Source organism: Cecembia sp., assembly GCF_007126775.1.
Taxonomy (GTDB): Bacteria; Bacteroidota; Bacteroidia; order Cytophagales; family Cyclobacteriaceae; genus Cecembia.
On record NZ_SLAP01000089.1, the window covers coordinates 1 to 18,188 of the forward strand.

General features: G+C 40.1%; 15 protein-coding genes. 4 read left to right on the forward strand and 11 right to left on the reverse strand.

What is annotated here, in order from left to right:
• Together QZT73_RS05410 and gldC are read right to left on the reverse strand one after the other, a co-directional pair.
• Window positions 1-2,548: TonB-dependent receptor (locus tag QZT73_RS05410; protein WP_291780336.1), on the reverse strand; the 2,548-nt coding region annotated here is incomplete at its 3' end.
• Window positions 2,549-2,933: 385 nt separating this feature from the next.
• Window positions 2,934-3,281, reverse strand: a complete 348-nt coding sequence (gene gldC, locus QZT73_RS05415) for a gliding motility protein GldC (protein ID WP_291780333.1) — start codon at window positions 3,279-3,281, stop codon at window positions 2,934-2,936.
• A 90-nt stretch (window positions 3,282-3,371) separates the two neighbouring features.
• Here gldC and QZT73_RS05420 point away from each other — a divergent pair, with 90 nt between their 5' ends.
• Window positions 3,372-4,358 carry a GSCFA domain-containing protein gene (locus tag QZT73_RS05420; protein ID WP_291787046.1) on the forward strand — a complete coding sequence of 329 codons (987 nt, stop codon included), beginning with the start codon at window positions 3,372-3,374 and terminating at the stop codon, window positions 4,356-4,358.
• Between the two features lies 1 nt (window position 4,359).
• Here the strand turns inward: QZT73_RS05420 and QZT73_RS05425 are convergent, their stop codons facing one another.
• The 8 genes from QZT73_RS05425 to QZT73_RS05460 form a co-directional block, all read right to left on the reverse strand.
• Window positions 4,360-4,932, reverse strand: coding sequence for a hypothetical protein (locus QZT73_RS05425; protein WP_291787048.1), 573 nt, complete (start codon window positions 4,930-4,932; stop codon window positions 4,360-4,362).
• Window positions 4,929-5,654 carry an SGNH/GDSL hydrolase family protein gene (locus QZT73_RS05430; protein WP_291780325.1) on the reverse strand — a complete coding sequence of 242 codons (726 nt, stop codon included), beginning with the start codon at window positions 5,652-5,654 and terminating at the stop codon, window positions 4,929-4,931. Before QZT73_RS05430 ends, QZT73_RS05425 begins: the two co-directional genes overlap by 4 nt.
• Before the next feature lie 37 nt (window positions 5,655-5,691).
• Complete coding sequence (locus QZT73_RS05435) at window positions 5,692-6,048, reverse strand: translation initiation factor (protein ID WP_291780322.1); 357 nt, start codon at window positions 6,046-6,048, stop codon at window positions 5,692-5,694.
• A gap of 2 nt (window positions 6,049-6,050) precedes the next feature.
• Window positions 6,051-6,902 (reverse strand): universal stress protein, encoded by an 852-nt coding sequence (locus QZT73_RS05440; protein ID WP_291787051.1) that lies wholly within the window; start codon window positions 6,900-6,902, stop codon window positions 6,051-6,053.
• A gap of 71 nt (window positions 6,903-6,973) precedes the next feature.
• The gene (locus tag QZT73_RS05445; RefSeq protein ID WP_291787054.1) at window positions 6,974-7,888 is read right to left on the reverse strand and encodes a 1,4-dihydroxy-2-naphthoate polyprenyltransferase; all 915 of its coding nucleotides are present in this window, start codon (window positions 7,886-7,888) and stop codon (window positions 6,974-6,976) included.
• Window positions 7,889-8,022: 134 nt separating this feature from the next.
• Window positions 8,023-8,604, reverse strand: coding sequence for a glutathione peroxidase (locus tag QZT73_RS05450; protein ID WP_291785669.1), 582 nt, complete (start codon window positions 8,602-8,604; stop codon window positions 8,023-8,025).
• Between the two features lies 1 nt (window position 8,605).
• Window positions 8,606-10,396, reverse strand: a complete 1,791-nt coding sequence (argS, locus tag QZT73_RS05455) for an arginine--tRNA ligase (RefSeq protein ID WP_291787056.1) — start codon at window positions 10,394-10,396, stop codon at window positions 8,606-8,608.
• Between the two features lie 178 nt (window positions 10,397-10,574).
• The gene (locus tag QZT73_RS05460) at window positions 10,575-11,525 is read right to left on the reverse strand and encodes an arginase (protein ID WP_291785667.1); all 951 of its coding nucleotides are present in this window, start codon (window positions 11,523-11,525) and stop codon (window positions 10,575-10,577) included.
• Window positions 11,526-11,708: 183 nt separating this feature from the next.
• On the opposite strand from QZT73_RS05460, the gene QZT73_RS05465 reads away from it, so the two are divergent.
• On the forward strand, window positions 11,709-13,004 hold the full coding sequence (locus QZT73_RS05465) for an amino acid permease (protein ID WP_291787060.1): 1,296 nt from the start codon (window positions 11,709-11,711) through the stop codon (window positions 13,002-13,004).
• On the forward strand, window positions 13,001-14,146 hold the full coding sequence (locus QZT73_RS05470; RefSeq protein WP_291785665.1) for a methionine aminotransferase: 1,146 nt from the start codon (window positions 13,001-13,003) through the stop codon (window positions 14,144-14,146). Before QZT73_RS05465 ends, QZT73_RS05470 begins: the two co-directional genes overlap by 4 nt.
• Here the strand turns inward: QZT73_RS05470 and glgX are convergent.
• Window positions 14,143-16,242, reverse strand: a complete 2,100-nt coding sequence (glgX, locus tag QZT73_RS05475) for a glycogen debranching protein GlgX (protein ID WP_291787062.1) — start codon at window positions 16,240-16,242, stop codon at window positions 14,143-14,145. The two genes, QZT73_RS05470 and glgX, sit on opposite strands and share 4 nt — an antisense overlap.
• Window positions 16,243-16,438: 196 nt before the next feature.
• Here glgX and QZT73_RS05480 point away from each other — a divergent pair.
• Window positions 16,439-18,188 (forward strand): ATP-binding protein (locus tag QZT73_RS05480; RefSeq protein ID WP_291787065.1); only part of this gene is annotated, 1,750 nt, incomplete at its 3' end.

Genomic DNA, 18,188 nt, shown 5'->3' on the forward strand with positions numbered 1-18,188 from the left:
CAGCCAACTCATCCAAGTTCGCCAACTTATTGAAGGAAACGTTACCACCAATGGTGTAGTTTTTAGGCAATTGGTAATCAGCGCCTAGGGCCCAACCATAAGATTTGATTACTTCTTGTCTGTTAACAGGCAAAGAAAATATATTTCTTGTATTGGCACTCAAAAGGTTTAAGCCTAAAGCCGATGCTGGATTTTGAGGATTAAAATTTGCGTCCTGTATAATAATATCACCACCTATAAAGTTTTCAAATCTATTATAATAGTAGTAGCCATCTATCAACAATTTGTTGTTGGCGATAAGGCTTTTATAACCGATTTCATATGACCTTACAATTTCAGGCTGGAACCTCGTAAATTCATAAGGAGTCCTTAAGTTTTGGTTTTGTTGTGCTGCAACAGCTGGGATAGCTTGGGCTACAGCGGCCAATACGGCAGGATCATTAGGCGGTGTTCCAGCTGGGAATTGGCTGAATACCTGCTGGAATACTTGTTGCTGAAACTGCGGATTGGCTGCTAAAGTTTGAATGGCTGTTCCAAATTGTGTTACCGTAGCCAATGAATAGGCTGGGTTATTGTTGAAATTGTACCTATCTCTAAACAAAGGCAAACCACCAATTAATCTGGCCTGTGGTGTCAACAAATCAATGTACTGATCCTGAGTGGTTGGTAATCTAAATCCTGTCTGATAAGATGCCCTGAAATTGTGCTGACCTGCGGTATAAACAGCAGATACCCTTGGAGACCATTGTCCGTCAAAGTTCTCGTTTTTATCGTAACGCACAGAAGCTGTCAATTTCAATTTCTCTGCAATGGTTTTGGAACCTTGGGCATAACCACCAAATTCCCTGATATTGAACTCATTGCCATCATCATCTGTAGCGAACAGTGTTCTTTCAGAATTCAGCTGGAATACCCTATAGTTAGCACCTACGACAAAATCTGCAAATTTAATGTCTTTGAAGGCATAAGAACCTTCCAAGTGGTACAAGTTGGTTTTGTCTACAAACCTTGCACCTACACCTTGAGCATTGCCAGGAATAGGTCTGGACCTGACATCTGCAAGTGCTGCATTGAATTGTTGTGATCCTGGCATAAACCTGCCCTGATCTGCAAATCCTCTTGCCAAATTATGGGCCTGATCTTCAGGAGCACCCTGGCCTCTAGCCTGGACAAATGCACCTACATATTCACCAAACCATTGCTGACTAGGTTTCCATGCTTCGTTGATGCCCTGACCTGCAATACCAATTGCATAAGAGTCACCTGATCTTTCCTGCGTTGTGTATGCTCTCAAGAACCAATTGTCTCCCCTCAGCTCCGCTTTGTATTGGCCAATATTGAAGCCGGTGATAGAATAACGGTCTGCTCCGGTATACACGGTAGTACCTGTTCCGTAGTTACCTTGTAAAATAGCTTCTACATTATCTGTTATCCTCCAATGTAAGGCGGCATTCAATTTCAAAGATTTGGTGCCATAGTCCGCCAAATCACTTTCTCTGTATCCTGTTCTTGAAACAAAAGTTTGTGGAACCAATCCAAGCGCGGCTTCTGGCAAGGCACCTAATCCCACCAAACTTTGGGCTACGCTGAACATGTTCACATTGGTTTCATCACCATAGATGTTGACCCCATTAAATCCAGGGTTATTTTCTCTGGTTCCGTTTCCGACACCAAACCCGTTCAATAAGGACTGATCTCTGAAGTCATTGGCCTGCCAGTCATCGGCTCTGAGGTAATTGACATTGAATTTTACAGCCACTTTATCTGAAAGCTGTGTGGCATAACGGGCTGCAAAATCATAAAATCCAGTCGTAGGATTGGTTCTGGTATTCTGATCCATAACACCTGTTTTGATCTGTGCAGAAAAACCTTGGTATTGGAATGGATTTTTGGAGTTCATCAACAGGATGCCGTTTATGGCATTGGGACCATATAGGGCAGAAGCTGCACCAGGAAGCAATTCTACGCTTTCCAAATCCAATTCAGAGATACCTGCAATATTACCCACGGAGAAGTTCAATCCAGGAGCCTGGTTGTCCATTCCGTCTATCATCTGTACAGTTCTTACGTTACCGTTGGCGTTAAATCCACGGGTATTGAAGGACTGGAAAGTGAGGGATTGGGTACTCATTTCCACCCCTTTCATGTTTTTAAGTCCATCATAAAAGCTTGCTTGGGGCGCTTCCCTGATAGAAATGATATCCATTCTTTCTACAGTAACTGGAGATTGCAATACGCTTTCTTCTACCCTGGAAGCAGATACCACCACTTCTTGGCCCAAAATAGACGTCTCTGATAATGTTACCTGTAAATTGCTGACATTGGATTCTGTTATTTCCACTTCCTTGCTGGAAAATCCAATCATTGAAAATACCAAAGTTAAAGGTGGGGCTTGGTTGACTCTAAGGCTGAAATTACCATCAAGATCAGAAATGGTGCCTACCACTCTACCTTTTACAACGATATTCACACCGACAAGTGTTTCTTTTGTCCTTTCCTCAGTAACACTACCAGAAATGGTAGTGGTCTGGGCAAGTACCTCACTCATTCCAATGCAAACTGTGACAAGCATTATCAATAGTGCTCGCCAAAAACTTTTAGTAAAATTTCGCATAAGCTATTATGGGTTAATTGTTTTTTTATTTGATTTCAACAGTTAAAATCCAATAAGTTTGAAATTTAGTTTAAAATCCCAATTATCAATAAAAATGCAAAAAAAAAATTTTAATTATTGAAAAAAACTTTTCTCCTCTCCTGTAAACTGATTGATTTTCAATCAAAAAGTAACCCAGTCTTGCATAATGGCCAAATTTCTTATTGAACTAATGCATGCAGATTTTTATGAATAATGGCATGGAATAAGAAAATAAAAAAAAGCACCATGAATATTCAAAGGTGCTTTTTAATTATTTCTATTTCCTGCAGGAAAAAAATCATCCCTTTCCGGCCTTCTGATTTTCTTCATTGACATGTTTAACGAGCCTGTCACAAAGATCCTTCATTTCTTCGGACATGAATTCATCCCCGGTGCTGTTAAGTATGGTCTGGGCCATGCCTCCTAAGACATCAATATAAAACCTTTTCATTTCAGCTACAGACATGTCCTCTGTCCAAAGGTCTATTCTTAAAGTGCTATGGTTCATGTTATCCCAAACATTCAGACTGATACTTTTGGTGGCTTCAAGTCCTCCTCCTTCTTTATCTGTTGCATCCCATTGGATGGTTTTTGGAAGGTTTTTTTCGTCCAGTTGGACCACAAACTTAATCTCTGAGTTCTTCATTGCTATTTTTAAATTTCATCACAAAACTAGTAAAATTAATTTTTGTCTGATTTTGTTCCCCAAACATCGGTTTCTTTCTATTTTTAAGCCATGCATTGGACCTTAGCTTTTGATATTCCGGAAGGAAAACCTAAAATCAATCATCGATCATCTTTGCTATCTATCGGTTCCTGTTTTTCTACAATAATCGGAGATAAGCTAATGGACAGGAAATTTCCTGTTCTCAATAACCCATTTGGGACCTTATTCAACCCCATATCCATGGCTCAAGTAATGGAAGATGCATTGTTAGAAATGCCTATCAATTCGGATATGGTGCTTGCCAGGGATGGACTTTATCTGCATTTTGGCATGCATTCCGATGTGGTGGCCTATTCTGCAGAGTCATTGATGCGGCTTATCAAGAAAAAACAACAACTTACCAAGAGTGTATTGGAATCTGCATCTCACTTGCTTATTACTTTTGGTACGGCCTGGGTATATGAATACGGCAACCATGGGCAGGTGGTGGCCAATTGTCACAAGCAACCATCTGGGCTTTTCGAAAAAAGACTGCTCAGTCCCGAAGAAATTTTCAAGAACTTCAATGCTTTCTTTAATGTACTCAGGCAGATTAATCCCTCCTTTCAGCTATTATTTACAGTGAGTCCGGTTAGGCACACCAAAGAAGGTATTCCTGAAAATCAATTGAGCAAATCTGTCCTTAGAATAGCCGCCCAAATGATAGTGGACCAATTTGAATTTGCGCATTATTTCCCTAGCTATGAAATCATGATAGATGAGCTGAGAGATTACCGTTTTTACAAACAAGATCGGGTACATCCTTCAGAAGAAGCTGAGGACTATATTTGGGAGAGGTTTAAAAATACCTGGATTGACCCGAAAACCTATCCACTTATTCAAGAGTTTGAAGGAATAAAAAGGGATCTGTCACACAAGGCCTTCAATCCTGATAGTCCCGCACATATCAAATTTCTGGATAACTTACAACGTAAAATAGAACGTTACAGCAAAGACTTTGATTTTTCCAAAGAAATGGACCAACTCAGAAAAAAACAGCAATACAGGGGAAGGTAATTTATATCAGGGTCAAACTGATTATTCCAAAGAATAATCCCATCAGAGACCCTATGAAAAGCTCCATTAGGTTATGTTTTTTCAAGACCAAACGGGACCAACTGGTTCCAAAAGCCAAGATTATGAAAAGCATTCCCAAAATGCTTGATATACCGAAAATGCTGGTACCGGCATAAAATGCCACGGCAGCATGTAAAGAGGCTTTGAGTTTAATATTCAAAAATGCCATCAGCAGCAACATAAGAAAGAAATTACCTGTATTGTAAATTACCCTTGTTGGAAATTCAAATACAAAAAATAATAGAAGTAAGATTAGAAAAAGGCCTAATGCAAAAGGATAGAAACCTTTTCTTTGCTTCTGATCAGAAACATCAAAATTACTGTATTCCCCCTTTTTAAATTTCAGAAGGTTGTGAACCGTAATGGGAAGTGCAACAAGCCCGAGCACCAATAAAGATACCAGCAGGGCAGTTTTTGGAGGAAGACTGGCTTGGGCCATCAAAACCACATACAGGGTGCCCAAAATTAGAGGATGTCCGAGTACAGTGAAAAATCTGGCAACGGTGGATCTCATCTACTTATTTCTTGCAAAACCCGTCTGGCCATAGACTCATATCCAAGGTCAGAAGGGTGTATGCCATCCTCTGCAAAAAATGAGGCGTCCAACTTTGTTTCCATGGGCTTATACTTGAATTGAGGAACCTTTTTTTCCAAATGTTGAATTTCTCTGATGAGCATTTTTCTGTGCCATCCCAGAAAAAAACGGATGATCCAGGGAAGGGCAGGAAACTGATGTACAGGTGGTACTGTCGGTATAATCACTTTTTCCATTTCCATTCCATATGTATTTGTAAGCAAATGCAAAAACTCCCGTAATTCTTTTTGAAATTTGGAGGGCGGTGTAAATTTAAAGCAATCATTGGCACCAATAAGGATTATTGCAATCTGAATTTTGGTTGAGATCTCCTGCTTGCCATGGACGAGCAATCGCTTCAACCTCTCTGCCCGAATTCCATTTTTGCCCAGATTATATACTGAAAATTCACTTCCCAACTGTCGGTAAATCTGAGAAGCGAATGTTGTTTCCTCAGAGCTTGCACCAACACCTGCCGCTGTAGATTCTCCAATGATCAGGATATTGGATCTGCTGTTTTTACTTTGAAAGGCCAAGTATTCAGCATGGGAGGGGAGCCTGCTTATTTTATGCCTGAGTTTTTTACCTTGGTAATAGAGTAGGGGGAATACCGGAACCAGTAGCAAGAGTTCAAAAAAATACAATAGCCTGTTTACGATCATTAAATCAATATTTTTTTTGGTAAAGGCAAATAATAGCTCATCCACCTGCTTTTTTGGCTTTATATCCAGCTTCTAGCAAGATATTCAACACTTTATCCCTATGGTCCCCCTGTATCAGGATTTCACCTTCCTTGGCACTTCCTCCTACGCCACATTTGTTTTTGAGCAATTTACCCAAATCCTTAAGATCCTCTTCTGTGCCTATAAAACCCTCCACCAAGGTAACCTGTTTACCTCCCCTGGATTTTTTATCAAGCATCACTTTCAAGTTTTGTTTTTGGGGTGAGAGCGTATCCATGCCGCTCTCACCATCCAAATTGTAATCAAAGGTATCTGAGGTGGAATAAACTACACCCGCTCTTCTTTTCCAGTCGTTGTCTTTTTTTCTACCCATTTTTACTTTTTGGCTTTCATTGTCCATACGGGTCTTTTAGCCGCATTGACTACATCTTCTGCTATACTTCCGCTCAGCAGATGAAGGAAGCCGGTTCTACCATGTGTGGACATGGCAATCATGTCGGCATCAATGTCATCGGCATATTCCAGTATTCCATCTTCCTCTGTAGCACTGTTATATACGGTAGTGGAACTTGCTTTGATTTTATAATCCCTCAAAAAATCATTGATTTTCTCCATAGAGGCCCTGCTGCCCTCAAACATACTAGGAGTATTGATTTTGACCAAATGCAACTCCGCATCGATGGTTTCAATGGCAGCTTTAAGCCTTTTGATAACTTCTTCCGGGACTTCATTAAAGTCACTTGCAAACACCACTTTATGGATATCTTTTGGAAGAACAGCGCTTTTTATGGTGATCACAGGGCAACTGGCATTCCGTACAACTTTTTCTGTATTGCTTCCAATAAGAACTTCCTCCAGCCCAGAAGATCCCTTGCTGCCCATTACCACAATATCTGCTTTCGCTTCAATGATTTCCTTGGTGATACCGGCAAAAGGATTGCCAAATACTATTTTCGTTTCGAACTTATATGGCTCGTTTTTAAGTGATTCCTCCAAAGCAGCCATTTGTTTTTTTCTTTTTTCGATCAGTTCGATCATAAAAATCTGTGTCCCTTCACTGCTGAAGGCTCCAACCTCTCCATAAGAATTAAAACTCTGAGGGGTTGGAAGTTCTATTACATGGAATAGCTCAAGCTTATTTTTGGTTTTTTCAGCCAAACCTTTGGCAAATTCAAAAGCATATCCAGCTTCTTCTGAAAAATCGTAGGGTACGAGAATGGTCTTCATGTATATTGGATTTTTGGTTAGTGATGGAAAAATTACAAAAAATCCACCAATACAAGTAATAGAATGGTAATTTATCTTGAAAATAATAATCCAATTCCAAACAGTATGACCCAAAATAAGGTGGAAATGGCCATTTTTTTAAGATTGGGATCCAAAACACCTGGGTCCGTTTCCCTTTGCACGGAATAGGCAACCATAAGCATCAAGGGTATAGTCAATAGTGCCATGAGGGCATAATAGGCTTGGTTTAGTGCCACAAACAGCAAAAGACTGGCATTCCCTGCCAATATTAGAAACCAATTGTATTGAATGGCCCATTTTCTGCCCATCCTTACAGGAATAGATTTTTTCCCTGCTTTTTGATCCGACTCAATATCCCTGATATTATTGATGTTCAAAACGGCAGTACTGAAACATCCCAAAGAAAAAGCGGGCCATAAAATGCTCCAGGATAAGCTTAAGCTGTGAAGGAAATAGGTGCCTGCAACTCCCAATAAACCAAAGAATAAAAAAACGGATAGATCCCCTAAACCTACATAGCCATATGGATTTTTTCCAGAGGTGTAGGATATTGCAGCCCAAATGGCCAAAAGTCCCAAAAATAAAAAAAGCGAAAAGGTCACCCAATTTTGTACCGCTACATACAATAAAACCAAACCTGTCAACAAAGAAAGGCCAGCCAAAATAAACATGGCTCTTTTCATTTCCTTTAAGCTGATCAAACCAGATTGTACTGCCCGTATAGGTCCTTTTCTTTCTACATTGTCAGCGCCATGTACGCTGTCCCCATAATCGTTGGCCAGGTTGGACAAGATCTGAAGAAAGACAGTAGTCAAAGCTGCCAATATTAATACCTCCCACCTTAAATGGCCGGTGTATGCAGCCAAAAAAGAACCCATAAAAATACAGGAAAGGGCCAATGGCAAGGTTCTCAAGCGAATGGCGTGCATCCAGGCTTGTTTTTTGGATTTAAGTGCTATTTCCAATTTTTGAATTTTTGGCAAATCTAACAATAAAAGTGATCGGCCGGAATTAAAACCAAAATTGGTACAGGATTTTATCGCCCCGTACCAATAGGTATTTTATTTAATCTAATTCTTCAATTACAGCAATGTTATGATTAGGCAGTAACCAAACTTATTATGTCATCACTTGTCGGCTTGACAGAGGAAGGAAAGAATTTGAGTAGCTGACCATCTTCTCCAATAAAATATTTACAGAAATTCCAACTTGGCTCCTTATCATTCCAGCCATTCATATCCTTATCAGACAACCACCTATACAATGGATGCTTATCAGCACCTTTTACAGATATTTTGTCCATCATCTTAAATGTCACACCATAGTTTTCGGAACAAAATTGTTTGATCTCCTCATTACTTCCAGGTTCTTGCCCACCAAAATTGTTGGCCGGGAAACCGATGATGACGACTTTGTCGCCGTGCATTTCATGCAATTTCTGAAGATCGGCATATTGGGGAGTATATCCACATTTGGAGGCTACATTGACCAATAATAGCTTTTTACCTTTAAACTGTGAGAAGTCAACCTCTTCACCATTGATGTCATTCATTTTAAAATCGTAAAGGGACTTTTCCATAAGCAATTGCTCTAAATCGGTGATACTTTCTGGATTTTGCTTCTGAACACCTGAGGTGCAGGCAAAAGCGATAACTACAAATACAAATAAGATTTTTTTCATATTACATTCTGTCTGGGACTTTTATTCCTAATAACTGCATGCCTTCCTGGATTGTTTTGGCAGTCAAAGCAGAAAGTGCAACTCTAAATGCCTGTATCTCCTTGTTTGTCTCATTAAAGATAGGCAATTCTGCATAAAAGCGGTTGTATTCTTTGGCCACGTCAAACATGTATTGGGCTATCACTGAAGGCGCATATTCTTCCCCTGCAAGGATGATTTTCTTTTCAAAATCATTGAGCAATACAATCAGGTCCCTTTCTGTATTTTCAAGTTGGGATAAATTTTCAAAGCTCTGCTTGCTGTAATCCACCCCTATCTGTCCTGCTTTTCGCAAAATTGAAGCTATTCTTGCATGGGAGTACTGAATAAAGGGACCTGTATTTCCCTGGAATTCTATGGATTCCTGCGGATTGAACAACATGCGCTTTTTGGGATCCACTTTCAATAAAAAATATTTCAGGGCTCCCAATCCTAAAATTTCATACAATTCTTCAGCCTGTTCTGTGGTAAAACCATCGATTTTCCCCAGTTCTTTGGTATGGCTTTCTGCAGTAGCGATCATTTCCTGAATGAGATCATCGGCATCCACTACAGTTCCATCTCGGGACTTCATTTTCCCTGTAGGCAAATCTACCATACCGTAGGATAGGTGATAGAGCCCTTCACCATAGGGACGGCCCAGTTTTCGCATGATTTTAAACAGTACATCAAAGTGGTAATCTTGTTCATTGCCCACCACGTATACAGATTTGTCTATCTTAAAATCATGGTATTTCAGGTCGCAGGTCCCCATGTCCTGTGTGATGTATACTGAAGTGCCATCAGCCCTGAGAATGAGTTTTTCATCCAGGCCTTCATCACTGAGGTCTACCCAAACAGATCCATTTTCTTTTTTGTAGAAGACGCCTTTTTTTAGTCCCTCCTCCACAATATTTTTACCTAAAAGATAGGTATCGGATTCATAATAGAATTGATCAAAATCCACTCCCATTTTTTTGTAAGTAGCATCAAAACCTTCATACACCCAAGCGTTCATGGTCTTCCAGAGTTTTACCACTTCTGCATCTCCGGCTTCCCAATTTCTTAGCATTTCCTGAGCTTCCAGTATCAATGGTGCATTTTTCTTCGCTTCCTCTTCTGTTTGCCCATTTTCAAGCAGCTCATTGATTTGTCTTTTATACGCTTTGTCAAAGATTACGTAGTACTTTCCCGCTAAGTGATCTCCTTTTATTCCTGCGCTTTCAGGGGTTTCCCCTTTGCCGAAATGCTTGTAGGCAACCATGGACTTGCAGATGTGTATTCCCCGGTCATTGACCAAATTGGCTTTGATGACTTCATAACCGTTTGCTTTCAGGATTCCCGTTACTGCATACCCTAGAAAATTGTTTCTTAAATGTCCTAAATGAAGTGGCTTGTTGGTATTGGGGCTGGAATATTCCACCATTACCTTTTTTCCGTTTGGGGGCAATTGTCCAAAACTCGGATTACTGTAGAGCTTCTTGAAGATATCCAACCAAGAGGATTCGCTTACAGTGATGTTTACAAAACCTTTAACCACATTGAAGTCAGTCACAGGATCGCAGTTTTCTTTGAGGTAACTGCCTATTTTGTTGCCCGAGTCCTCCGGTTTAAGTTTGGTAATTTTCAAAAAGGGAAATACTACGAAGGTAAAAGTTCCTTCAAACTCCTTGCGAGTAGGTTGTAAAGCGATCTGCTTTAATTCAATATCTTGTGCAAATAGCGATTTGAAGGCTTCTTGAATGCTGTATATTATCTCTTGTTCTAAATTCATTGTATTCTATTGCCGTATGGGCTACAAAGATTCTATTTTTTTATCTTACCGCCAAGGCCGCAAGGTATTGCTTATTTAAAATTAATTCGTCTTGGACATTGGGGTTTATTGTTTAAAAGCCAAGAGGGCCAATTAACAAATGGAAGAAAAATATCCTGTCTCCACTGAGGCTAAAGAATCAAAAGTTGTCTACAAGAGATTTGGTGGTGGCTTCAAGGATATCGAAAGCATGTTCAGCCATTGTATTTTCCGTGTCTAAAGTGGGGTTTACTTCAACAATCTCCCAGCAGCAGACCCTTTTGTCCTTGATAAGTTCCGTGTTCAAATTCAAAGCTTCCTCTACCGTTAGTCCATTCGGAACGGGTGTACCTGTTCCCACAGAAATAGAAGAATCCAAACTGTCCACATCAAACGAAATGTAAATCTGATCACAATCCTGTAACAACTTCAAAGCATTTTTGGCAACTTTCTCGACCCCCAGTTTTCTGACATCCGCTGTGCTGAAGTTCTTCATTCCATATTTTTGCATCAGGAAATCTTCCGGTTCCTCTGTATCTCTTACTGAAATAAATACGATATCCTCTGGATTGACTTTAGGGAAATTTCCCCCAATATTTTTGATTTTTTCCCAGTATTGTAGGGTTTCTTCCATAGGTTCGTTGACCTGACTTTCTATATTATCCGTTTGGATGCACATCGCCAGCGGCATCCCGTGCATATTGCCAGATGGAGTAGTGAAAGGGGTGTGGAGATCAGCATGGGCATCGATCCATATAATGCCCAACCTTTTATTGGGATGAGCAGCTTTGATGCCCATGATGGTACCTGCAGCAGTAGCATGGTCTCCTGCAAGAACGATTGGGAAAAGCGATTCCAACCGTAAAGATTCAATAGTACTGTAAACATTTTTTAGTACCTGATATACGCCATCTATATATTTGGCATGAGGATGTTTATTTCCCTTCCAAAGGTAGTTGTTGGCATCTTGAACATGGATTGGGTCAAATCTTGTAAAAAAATCGGACATTTTATCCAGGCTGGCAACTTTTAATGCATCTATACCCATGCTTGCACCTCTGGTACCGGCAGCAATTTCGGAGCGTACTTCTACCAACTTTATATCTCTCATGGCTTTGTTTTTTTGGGTTTATTTGAATTGTAGCAATAAAGTGCCGCAAAAGTAGCTATTTGAGCCACAAGCAACAAGGAAAGATAAGGGAATATGATTTTTTATTTGCTTGAAAATACACTGGAAATAAGGAGATAATTTTGTTTGAAAAGGTATAAATTGTAAGGTTTAAGACCCTATACAGTGAATATTTCGGATAAAATAGGCTGGAAAACAGCTGCTGGTTTAGTAGTTGCCAATATGGTTGGGACGGGTGTATTTACCAGTCTTGGGTTCCAGGTTATGGATAATCAAAATACCTGGAGTATTGTGCTGCTATGGGTAATTGGTGGTGCAATGGCCTTGATAGGGGCCATGGTATATGCTGAATTGGGAACCCATTTTAAGAAATCAGGAGGAGATTACATATTTCTTTCGAGGACTATTAATCCTGCAGTTGGCTATCTTTATGCTTGGATTTCCCTGACATTGGGATTTCCTGCTCCAGTGGCCATTGCCTCCATGGCCATGGTACAATATTGGAAGCCTGTGATTGGAGAGACCTTAAGTATTGTCCTGGGAATAGTCGCTGTCATAATGATGAGTCTTTTTCATTCCTATTCCGTCCAAAATTCAGGTAGGGTGCAGAATGTTTTGACTGTCATCAAATTGGTTTTTGTATTTTCTCTAATCGGAGTGGGAGCCTATTTTGCATCAACACTGGAAAGCAGTTCATTCGATTATTCCTCAACCTGGACTATTGAAATTTGGGAACCCGGCTTTGCGGTTTCTCTGATATATGTGTTTTATGCCTATACAGGATGGAATTCGGCTGCTTACATAGTAGAGGAAATTGAACAGCCAAGGAAAAATTTACCAAAAGCCCTTATTTTTGCCACTTCTCTTGTCATGGTATTGTATATTTTTTTACAATTGATATTTTTAAAACATGCCAGTATCGAACAATTGAGTGGAAAAGTAGAGGTGGCCACCTTGGCTTTTGGAAATCTATTTGGATCGCAGGGAGTATTCTGGGTAAGTCTATTTATTGGTATACAACTGGTAGCTACCATCAGCGGGTATACCTGGGTCGGCCCTAGAATTACACAGGCAATGGCCAAAGAATTCAGGCTTTGGAAACCATTGTCAAAGACCAATCAACAAGGAATACCTGTGAGGGCCATTTGGTTCAACAGCTTCATTAGTTTCCTTTTGATGTTTACCGGTTCTTTTGAAATGGTTATGCTTTACGTAGGTTTTGTGTTGCAAATGATGGGAACCTTAACGATTGTTTCATCTTTGTCGTTAAAAAAAGCGGAAGGGTTTAAAAGTCCTTTTAAACCCCTGTTGCAACTGATTTACCTGCTTTTCAGTCTCTGGGTAATGATCTTTATGTTGTATGATCGTCCCAAGGAAAGTGCAATTGGTATAGGAATTATTTTAATTGGTTATATTATTTATTTAATTGACAGTAAAAATAAGCTTGAACCCCAGCCATGATCAAATCAAAATTACCAGATGTAGGGACGACCATATTTACGGTGATGTCCCAGCTGGCCATTGAACACAAGGCCATCAATCTTTCTCAGGGTTTTCCCGGCTTCGACACCTATCCCTACCTAAGGGATTTATTGGCTCAATATGTTGCTGAGGGCTACAATCAATATGCCCCCATGACAGGGGTACCTGAGTTGAAAAAAAGAATTGCTTCCAAGACAGCAAACCTGCATGATGTGGAATTTGATCCGGAAGAGGAAGTGACAGTGGTTTCAGGAGCTACTGAGGCATTGTATGCTGCCATTTCGGCTGTCGTGGATATTGGAGATGAGGTGATAATTTTAGAGCCTGCTTATGACAGTTATGCCCCTGCTGTACGATTAAACGGGGGTACACCTATATATGTCCCTTTGAATCTACCGGATTTTTCAGTGGATTGGCAAAAGGTAAAAGATGCCATTTCTGATAAAACCCGTTTGATTGTGGTCAACACACCGCATAACCCTGGGGGATATGTTTGGACCGGTAAAGACCTGGACCAACTTTATGGACTGATCCAAAACAGAGAGATTTATGTGGTAAGTGATGATGTATACGAGCATATTGTCTTTGATGACAACAGACACCTTCCCCTCTACACCCATGAAGGATTGCGAGCCCGTACTTTTTCCTGTGGTTCTTTTGGGAAAACATTTCATGTTACGGGATGGAAAATCGGGTTTTGTCTGGCACCAAAAAAATTAAGTCAGGAGTTTCGTAAAATCCATCAATTTCTGACTTTCAGCACTTCTACACCCATGCAATATGCATTGGCTGATTTTATGGAAAATCCGAGCCGCTATATTTTTTTGAATGAGTTTTATCAAAAAAAGCGGGATCTGTTTTTAAAGGGGTTTAAAGAACTGCCATTTAAATTTATTCCGACACAAGGCAGCTTCTTTCAAGTGGTATCATATGCCCATCTCTCCAATGAAAAAGATACCGAACTGGCAATCCGGATGACCAAGGATTTTGGTGTGGCCTGTATTCCCGTTTCTGTATTTTATCATGACAAGCAAGACCATAAGCTGTTACGCTTTTGTTTTGCAAAAGAAGAGGAGGAACTGTACAAAGCATTGGAATTGCTAAAAAAGCTTCGTTTCTAATTGGGTGTAAGCTGTGTCATCAGAATTACGGTACTATGTGCTTTGGCCAAATACTGCCCATTTTTAATCGGCTTTGCTTCCGCCCAAAGGCAGATATCGTTGGGGGATTCCGCAGAAGTGTCGATCCAGACCCTCCATTTGGTTTTTCGGTTTCCTATGCTTCTGGGAAGTTCAAATGGTATATCCTGGTGGTAAGCATTGAAGATATAATGCATGGCCATTTTCCTATTGATGGAAATAACAGTTGTAGCAATACTGTGGGAATTGTCTGACCAGTCGGGTTGATGCAATTGGGATCCATGCCATGTAATAAGCGGTTGATTGAGTAAATCCTTCAAGCTCATATTGAAATCGGGGTGTGCGGTTTCCCTTTTCAATCTTTTTTCTATCAGGATTTGTACAAAGCGTAACATGTCGGCATTTTGATCGACTAATTCCCAATCAAACCAGGTAGTCTCATTGTCCTGACAGTATGCATTGTTATTGCCATTTTGACTGCGGCATACTTCATCCCCCATCAAAATCATGGGGGCACCCATTGAAAGAAGATTGACTACATGGAAATTTTTCATTTGCCGCCTTCTAAGGGAAAGAATATGGGGATCATTCGTTGGTCCTTCTACACCAAAATTCCAACTGTAGTTTTCATTTTCACCATCTCGGCCATTTTCCCTGTTGGCTTCGTTGTGCTTCTTATTGTAGGAGACCAAATCCAAAAGGGTAAATCCATCATGGCAGGTTACAAAATTGATACTTTGCTCTGGTATTTTACCCTGTGATTCATACAGGTCGGGGCTGCCGATCAGACGGGTCACAAAATTGCTGACCTTTCCCTGGTCTCCTCTGAGAAAGCCTCTGATATCATCCCGAAATTTACCGTTCCATTCTTTCCAACTGTCTCCAAAAAACTTACCTACTTGATAAAGTCCTGCTGCATCCCAAGCTTCTGCAATCAGCTTGGTGCCGGCAAATACAGGATCAGATTCTATGTCCCAAAGGATGGGGGGATTTTCAATAGGATTGCCGTTTTCATCCCTGGAAAGGATAGAAGCCAAATCAAATCTAAATCCATCAACATGCATGTCCCTTACCCAGAAATGCAGACTGGATAGAATCATCCTTCGGATAATGGATTGGTTTGCATTCAAGGTATTTCCTGTACCTGAATAATTTTTATACTTGGACTTGTCCCCATTGAGCAGATAGTAAATGCTATTGTCAATTCCCCGAAAAGTATAAGTGGGTCCGTCTTCCTTGTTTTCTGCTGTATGGTTAAATACCACATCTAAAATCACCTCTATTCCTTCCCGGTGTAAGGCTTTGACCATATCCCTAAAGTCATCTAAAACCTGCAATGGATTTTCCTGGTCAGTACTGTATCCTTGGTGAAGGGCAAAAAAAGCAATGGGACTATACCCCCAGTAATTGGTCAAACCTTCAGGCGCATCCTGCACATCAAATTGGAATACAGGGAGCAGTTCGACTGCAGTGATGCCCAATTCTTTCAGGTATGGAATTTTTTCAATCAGTCCTTTGAAAGTCCCTCTTTTGTCTGCAGATACTCCTGAATTGGGGTTCTTGGTAAATCCTCCCACATGAAGTTCATAGATTACCGTTTGGGAAAAGGATTTTTCAGGATGTTTATCGCCTTCCCAATCATAAAGACTGAGATCTGCAATTACACTCTTCATAAAGGGTGCCTCATCATTTCCGAAAACAGAAAGGGCTTTTCTATCGTAATTTTTAGGGATGTCTACTGCCTTTCCATAGGGGTCAAGGATGACTTTGGAAGAATCAAATCTATGCCCTTTTTCGGGAATATATGGGCCGTATATTCTGTAACCATAAAGCTGTCCTGCTTTTACACCCTGAACACAGATATGCCAATAGTGGTAGGTTTTATTCTTTGACTTATCCAGTTTGAAAACTGTTGAAGGTTTTTGATCTTCCACATGGTCAAAGAAAAGCAGCTCTACCGCAGTCGCATTTTTAGAAAAGATAACAAAGTTGACACCTCCATCTAAAAATGATGGTCCAATGGGGAAACTCTGTCCGAAGCTTGCCTCAAATTGTGGGTGTATTTTACTATTATTCAAGGGTAAAAAGTGAGTTTAATTTTATTTGTGCGAAATCTAGGGATAAAATAGTGATTATCGTGCCAAAAGAAATATAAAAAATAGCCTTTATTTCATTTTTCAGCTAAGACTGGCATCATTTTTTCGTCTAATTTGAGGTATTTAGCGTTAGGATAAAGAAGTGGATTTTTAATTCACTTGTTAAAAGGACAAAGAAATGGTCGGACAGAAAAAGAAATATATGGTTGCCAATAAAGTCGTTCTGGGCTTTTTGCTTGCCTTTGTTTTGGTGGTGATAGTTTCCGCAGTGACATATGTCAGTATTAGGAACTTGTTGGAAACCGTAGAAAATCTTTCAGAACCCAATAAAAAACTTCGTCAACTGAATGGTTTATTAGCAGACGTCTATCTCTTGGACATGTCCAAGACGGAACGTACCTCAGACAGGGATTCTGTTTTTGAAGCCACAGAAAAGAGACTGAAAGAAAGACTTGATTGGTTAAAGCTTCATGCGGAAGATTCTGTAGAGCGCAGTAGCTTTGAAAAAATCAGCATGGATTTGTCTGAATTGATGGTAGTATATGCCGGATTGGAAGAAGTGCGTTACAATCTCACCAGCCGTACTTTTAGTGAGGAAGCCCTGAAAAATATTGAAAGGCGTATTCAGCGGCAACAGGAATTGAGTGAGATGCAATTTTTGGGTAGAATCAGGAATAGGGATTTGTTGGCTGAAATCACCTTGCCCGAGAAAAATGAGACGTCCGGAGAGGGAAGTAAGAAGCTTTCAGAATTTGAGGAAGAATTGATGGAAATCGTCAAAGAAATCAGAGAAATTGAGATCGCTGCGCAAAACAACCAACAAAAGGAAGAAACTACTGATGCTGCTTTAGATGCTCTGAAAACCTTTATGACCCAAGTTTATCAGGATGAGCAAAAACTACAGCAAAACTTTCTTTATCTGGAAAATCGTTTGATCAACAAAAACAAAGAAATTTTCTCGCAAATTCAGCAGCTGATAAGCAGCATGCAGCGGGAACTCTTGGTAGAGTATAGGGCTAAGAATGATTCTGCCTATGAATTAACCTATACGGTTTCCCTTGTCCTGGGTATCATGATTTTTTTGGGAATCATTGGTTCACTAGGCTTTGTCAACAGCATTTTAACTGAAATCCGAAAAGGGAATGAATATAGATTGAAGCTGGAAGAAGCCAAGAAAAAATCTGATGACCTAGCTAAAGCTAAACAAGATTTTTTAGCCAATATGAGCCATGAAATCCGGAATCCATTGCATGCCATTCAAGGATACCAGCAGTCACTCAAAAGGAAAACCTTAAGTCCCCAACAGATGGAAGATGTCAATATGATTGGTTTTGCTTCAGAGACTTTGGTAGGCATCGTAAATGACATTCTCGATTTCTCGAAATTGGAGGCCGGAAAAATTAAAATTGAAAAACATCCTTTTAATCCACAAACTTTGTTTATGAACCTGCAGCAGGTATATAAGATCAAAGCCGATGAGAAGGGATTGGCATTTGATTGGGATATCTATTTGCCTGAGAAAATGTGGGTTTTGACCGACCGATTGAGGATCAGCCAGATTTTGAGTAATTTGGTGAGCAATGCGATCAAATTTACCCAAAAAGGGGCTGTTAAAATCAAAGTCCACCTTGATCAGGATTCACAGTTGAAAATAACAGTGCAAGATACTGGAATGGGGATGTCAGATTCATTTAAAGAAAATATTTTTCAGGAATTCAATCAGGGAGATACTTCCATCACCCGGCAATATGGGGGGACAGGATTGGGATTGGCCATTACCAAAAAACTTATTGACCTTATGGAAGGGGATATTTCCATTCAGAGCAGTATAGGAATAGGTACTGAAATCACGGTCGAATTACCTGTAGAACTTATTGCCGCACAGGCTGAGGCAGTCTCTTTAAAAGATGGTCAAGCGGTCGATTTGA

Excerpts from the sequence above, each read along its gene's own strand:
- gldC (WP_291780333.1), bottom strand. The coding sequence starts at position 3,281 with ATGAAGAACTCAGAGATTAAGTTTGTGGTCCAACTGGACGAAAAAAAC.
- QZT73_RS05420 (WP_291787046.1), top strand. The coding sequence starts at position 3,372 with ATGCATTGGACCTTAGCTTTTGATATTCCGGAAGGAAAACCTAAAATC.
- QZT73_RS05425 (WP_291787048.1), bottom strand. The coding sequence starts at position 4,932 with ATGAGATCCACCGTTGCCAGATTTTTCACTGTACTCGGACATCCTCTA.
- QZT73_RS05430 (WP_291780325.1), bottom strand. The coding sequence starts at position 5,654 with ATGATCGTAAACAGGCTATTGTATTTTTTTGAACTCTTGCTACTGGTT.
- QZT73_RS05435 (WP_291780322.1), bottom strand. The coding sequence starts at position 6,048 with ATGGGTAGAAAAAAAGACAACGACTGGAAAAGAAGAGCGGGTGTAGTT.
- QZT73_RS05440 (WP_291787051.1), bottom strand. The coding sequence starts at position 6,902 with ATGAAGACCATTCTCGTACCCTACGATTTTTCAGAAGAAGCTGGATAT.
- QZT73_RS05450 (WP_291785669.1), bottom strand. The coding sequence starts at position 8,604 with ATGAAAAAAATCTTATTTGTATTTGTAGTTATCGCTTTTGCCTGCACC.
- argS (WP_291787056.1), bottom strand. The coding sequence starts at position 10,396 with ATGAATTTAGAACAAGAGATAATATACAGCATTCAAGAAGCCTTCAAA.
- QZT73_RS05460 (WP_291785667.1), bottom strand. The coding sequence starts at position 11,525 with ATGAGAGATATAAAGTTGGTAGAAGTACGCTCCGAAATTGCTGCCGGT.
- QZT73_RS05470 (WP_291785665.1), top strand. The coding sequence starts at position 13,001 with ATGATCAAATCAAAATTACCAGATGTAGGGACGACCATATTTACGGTG.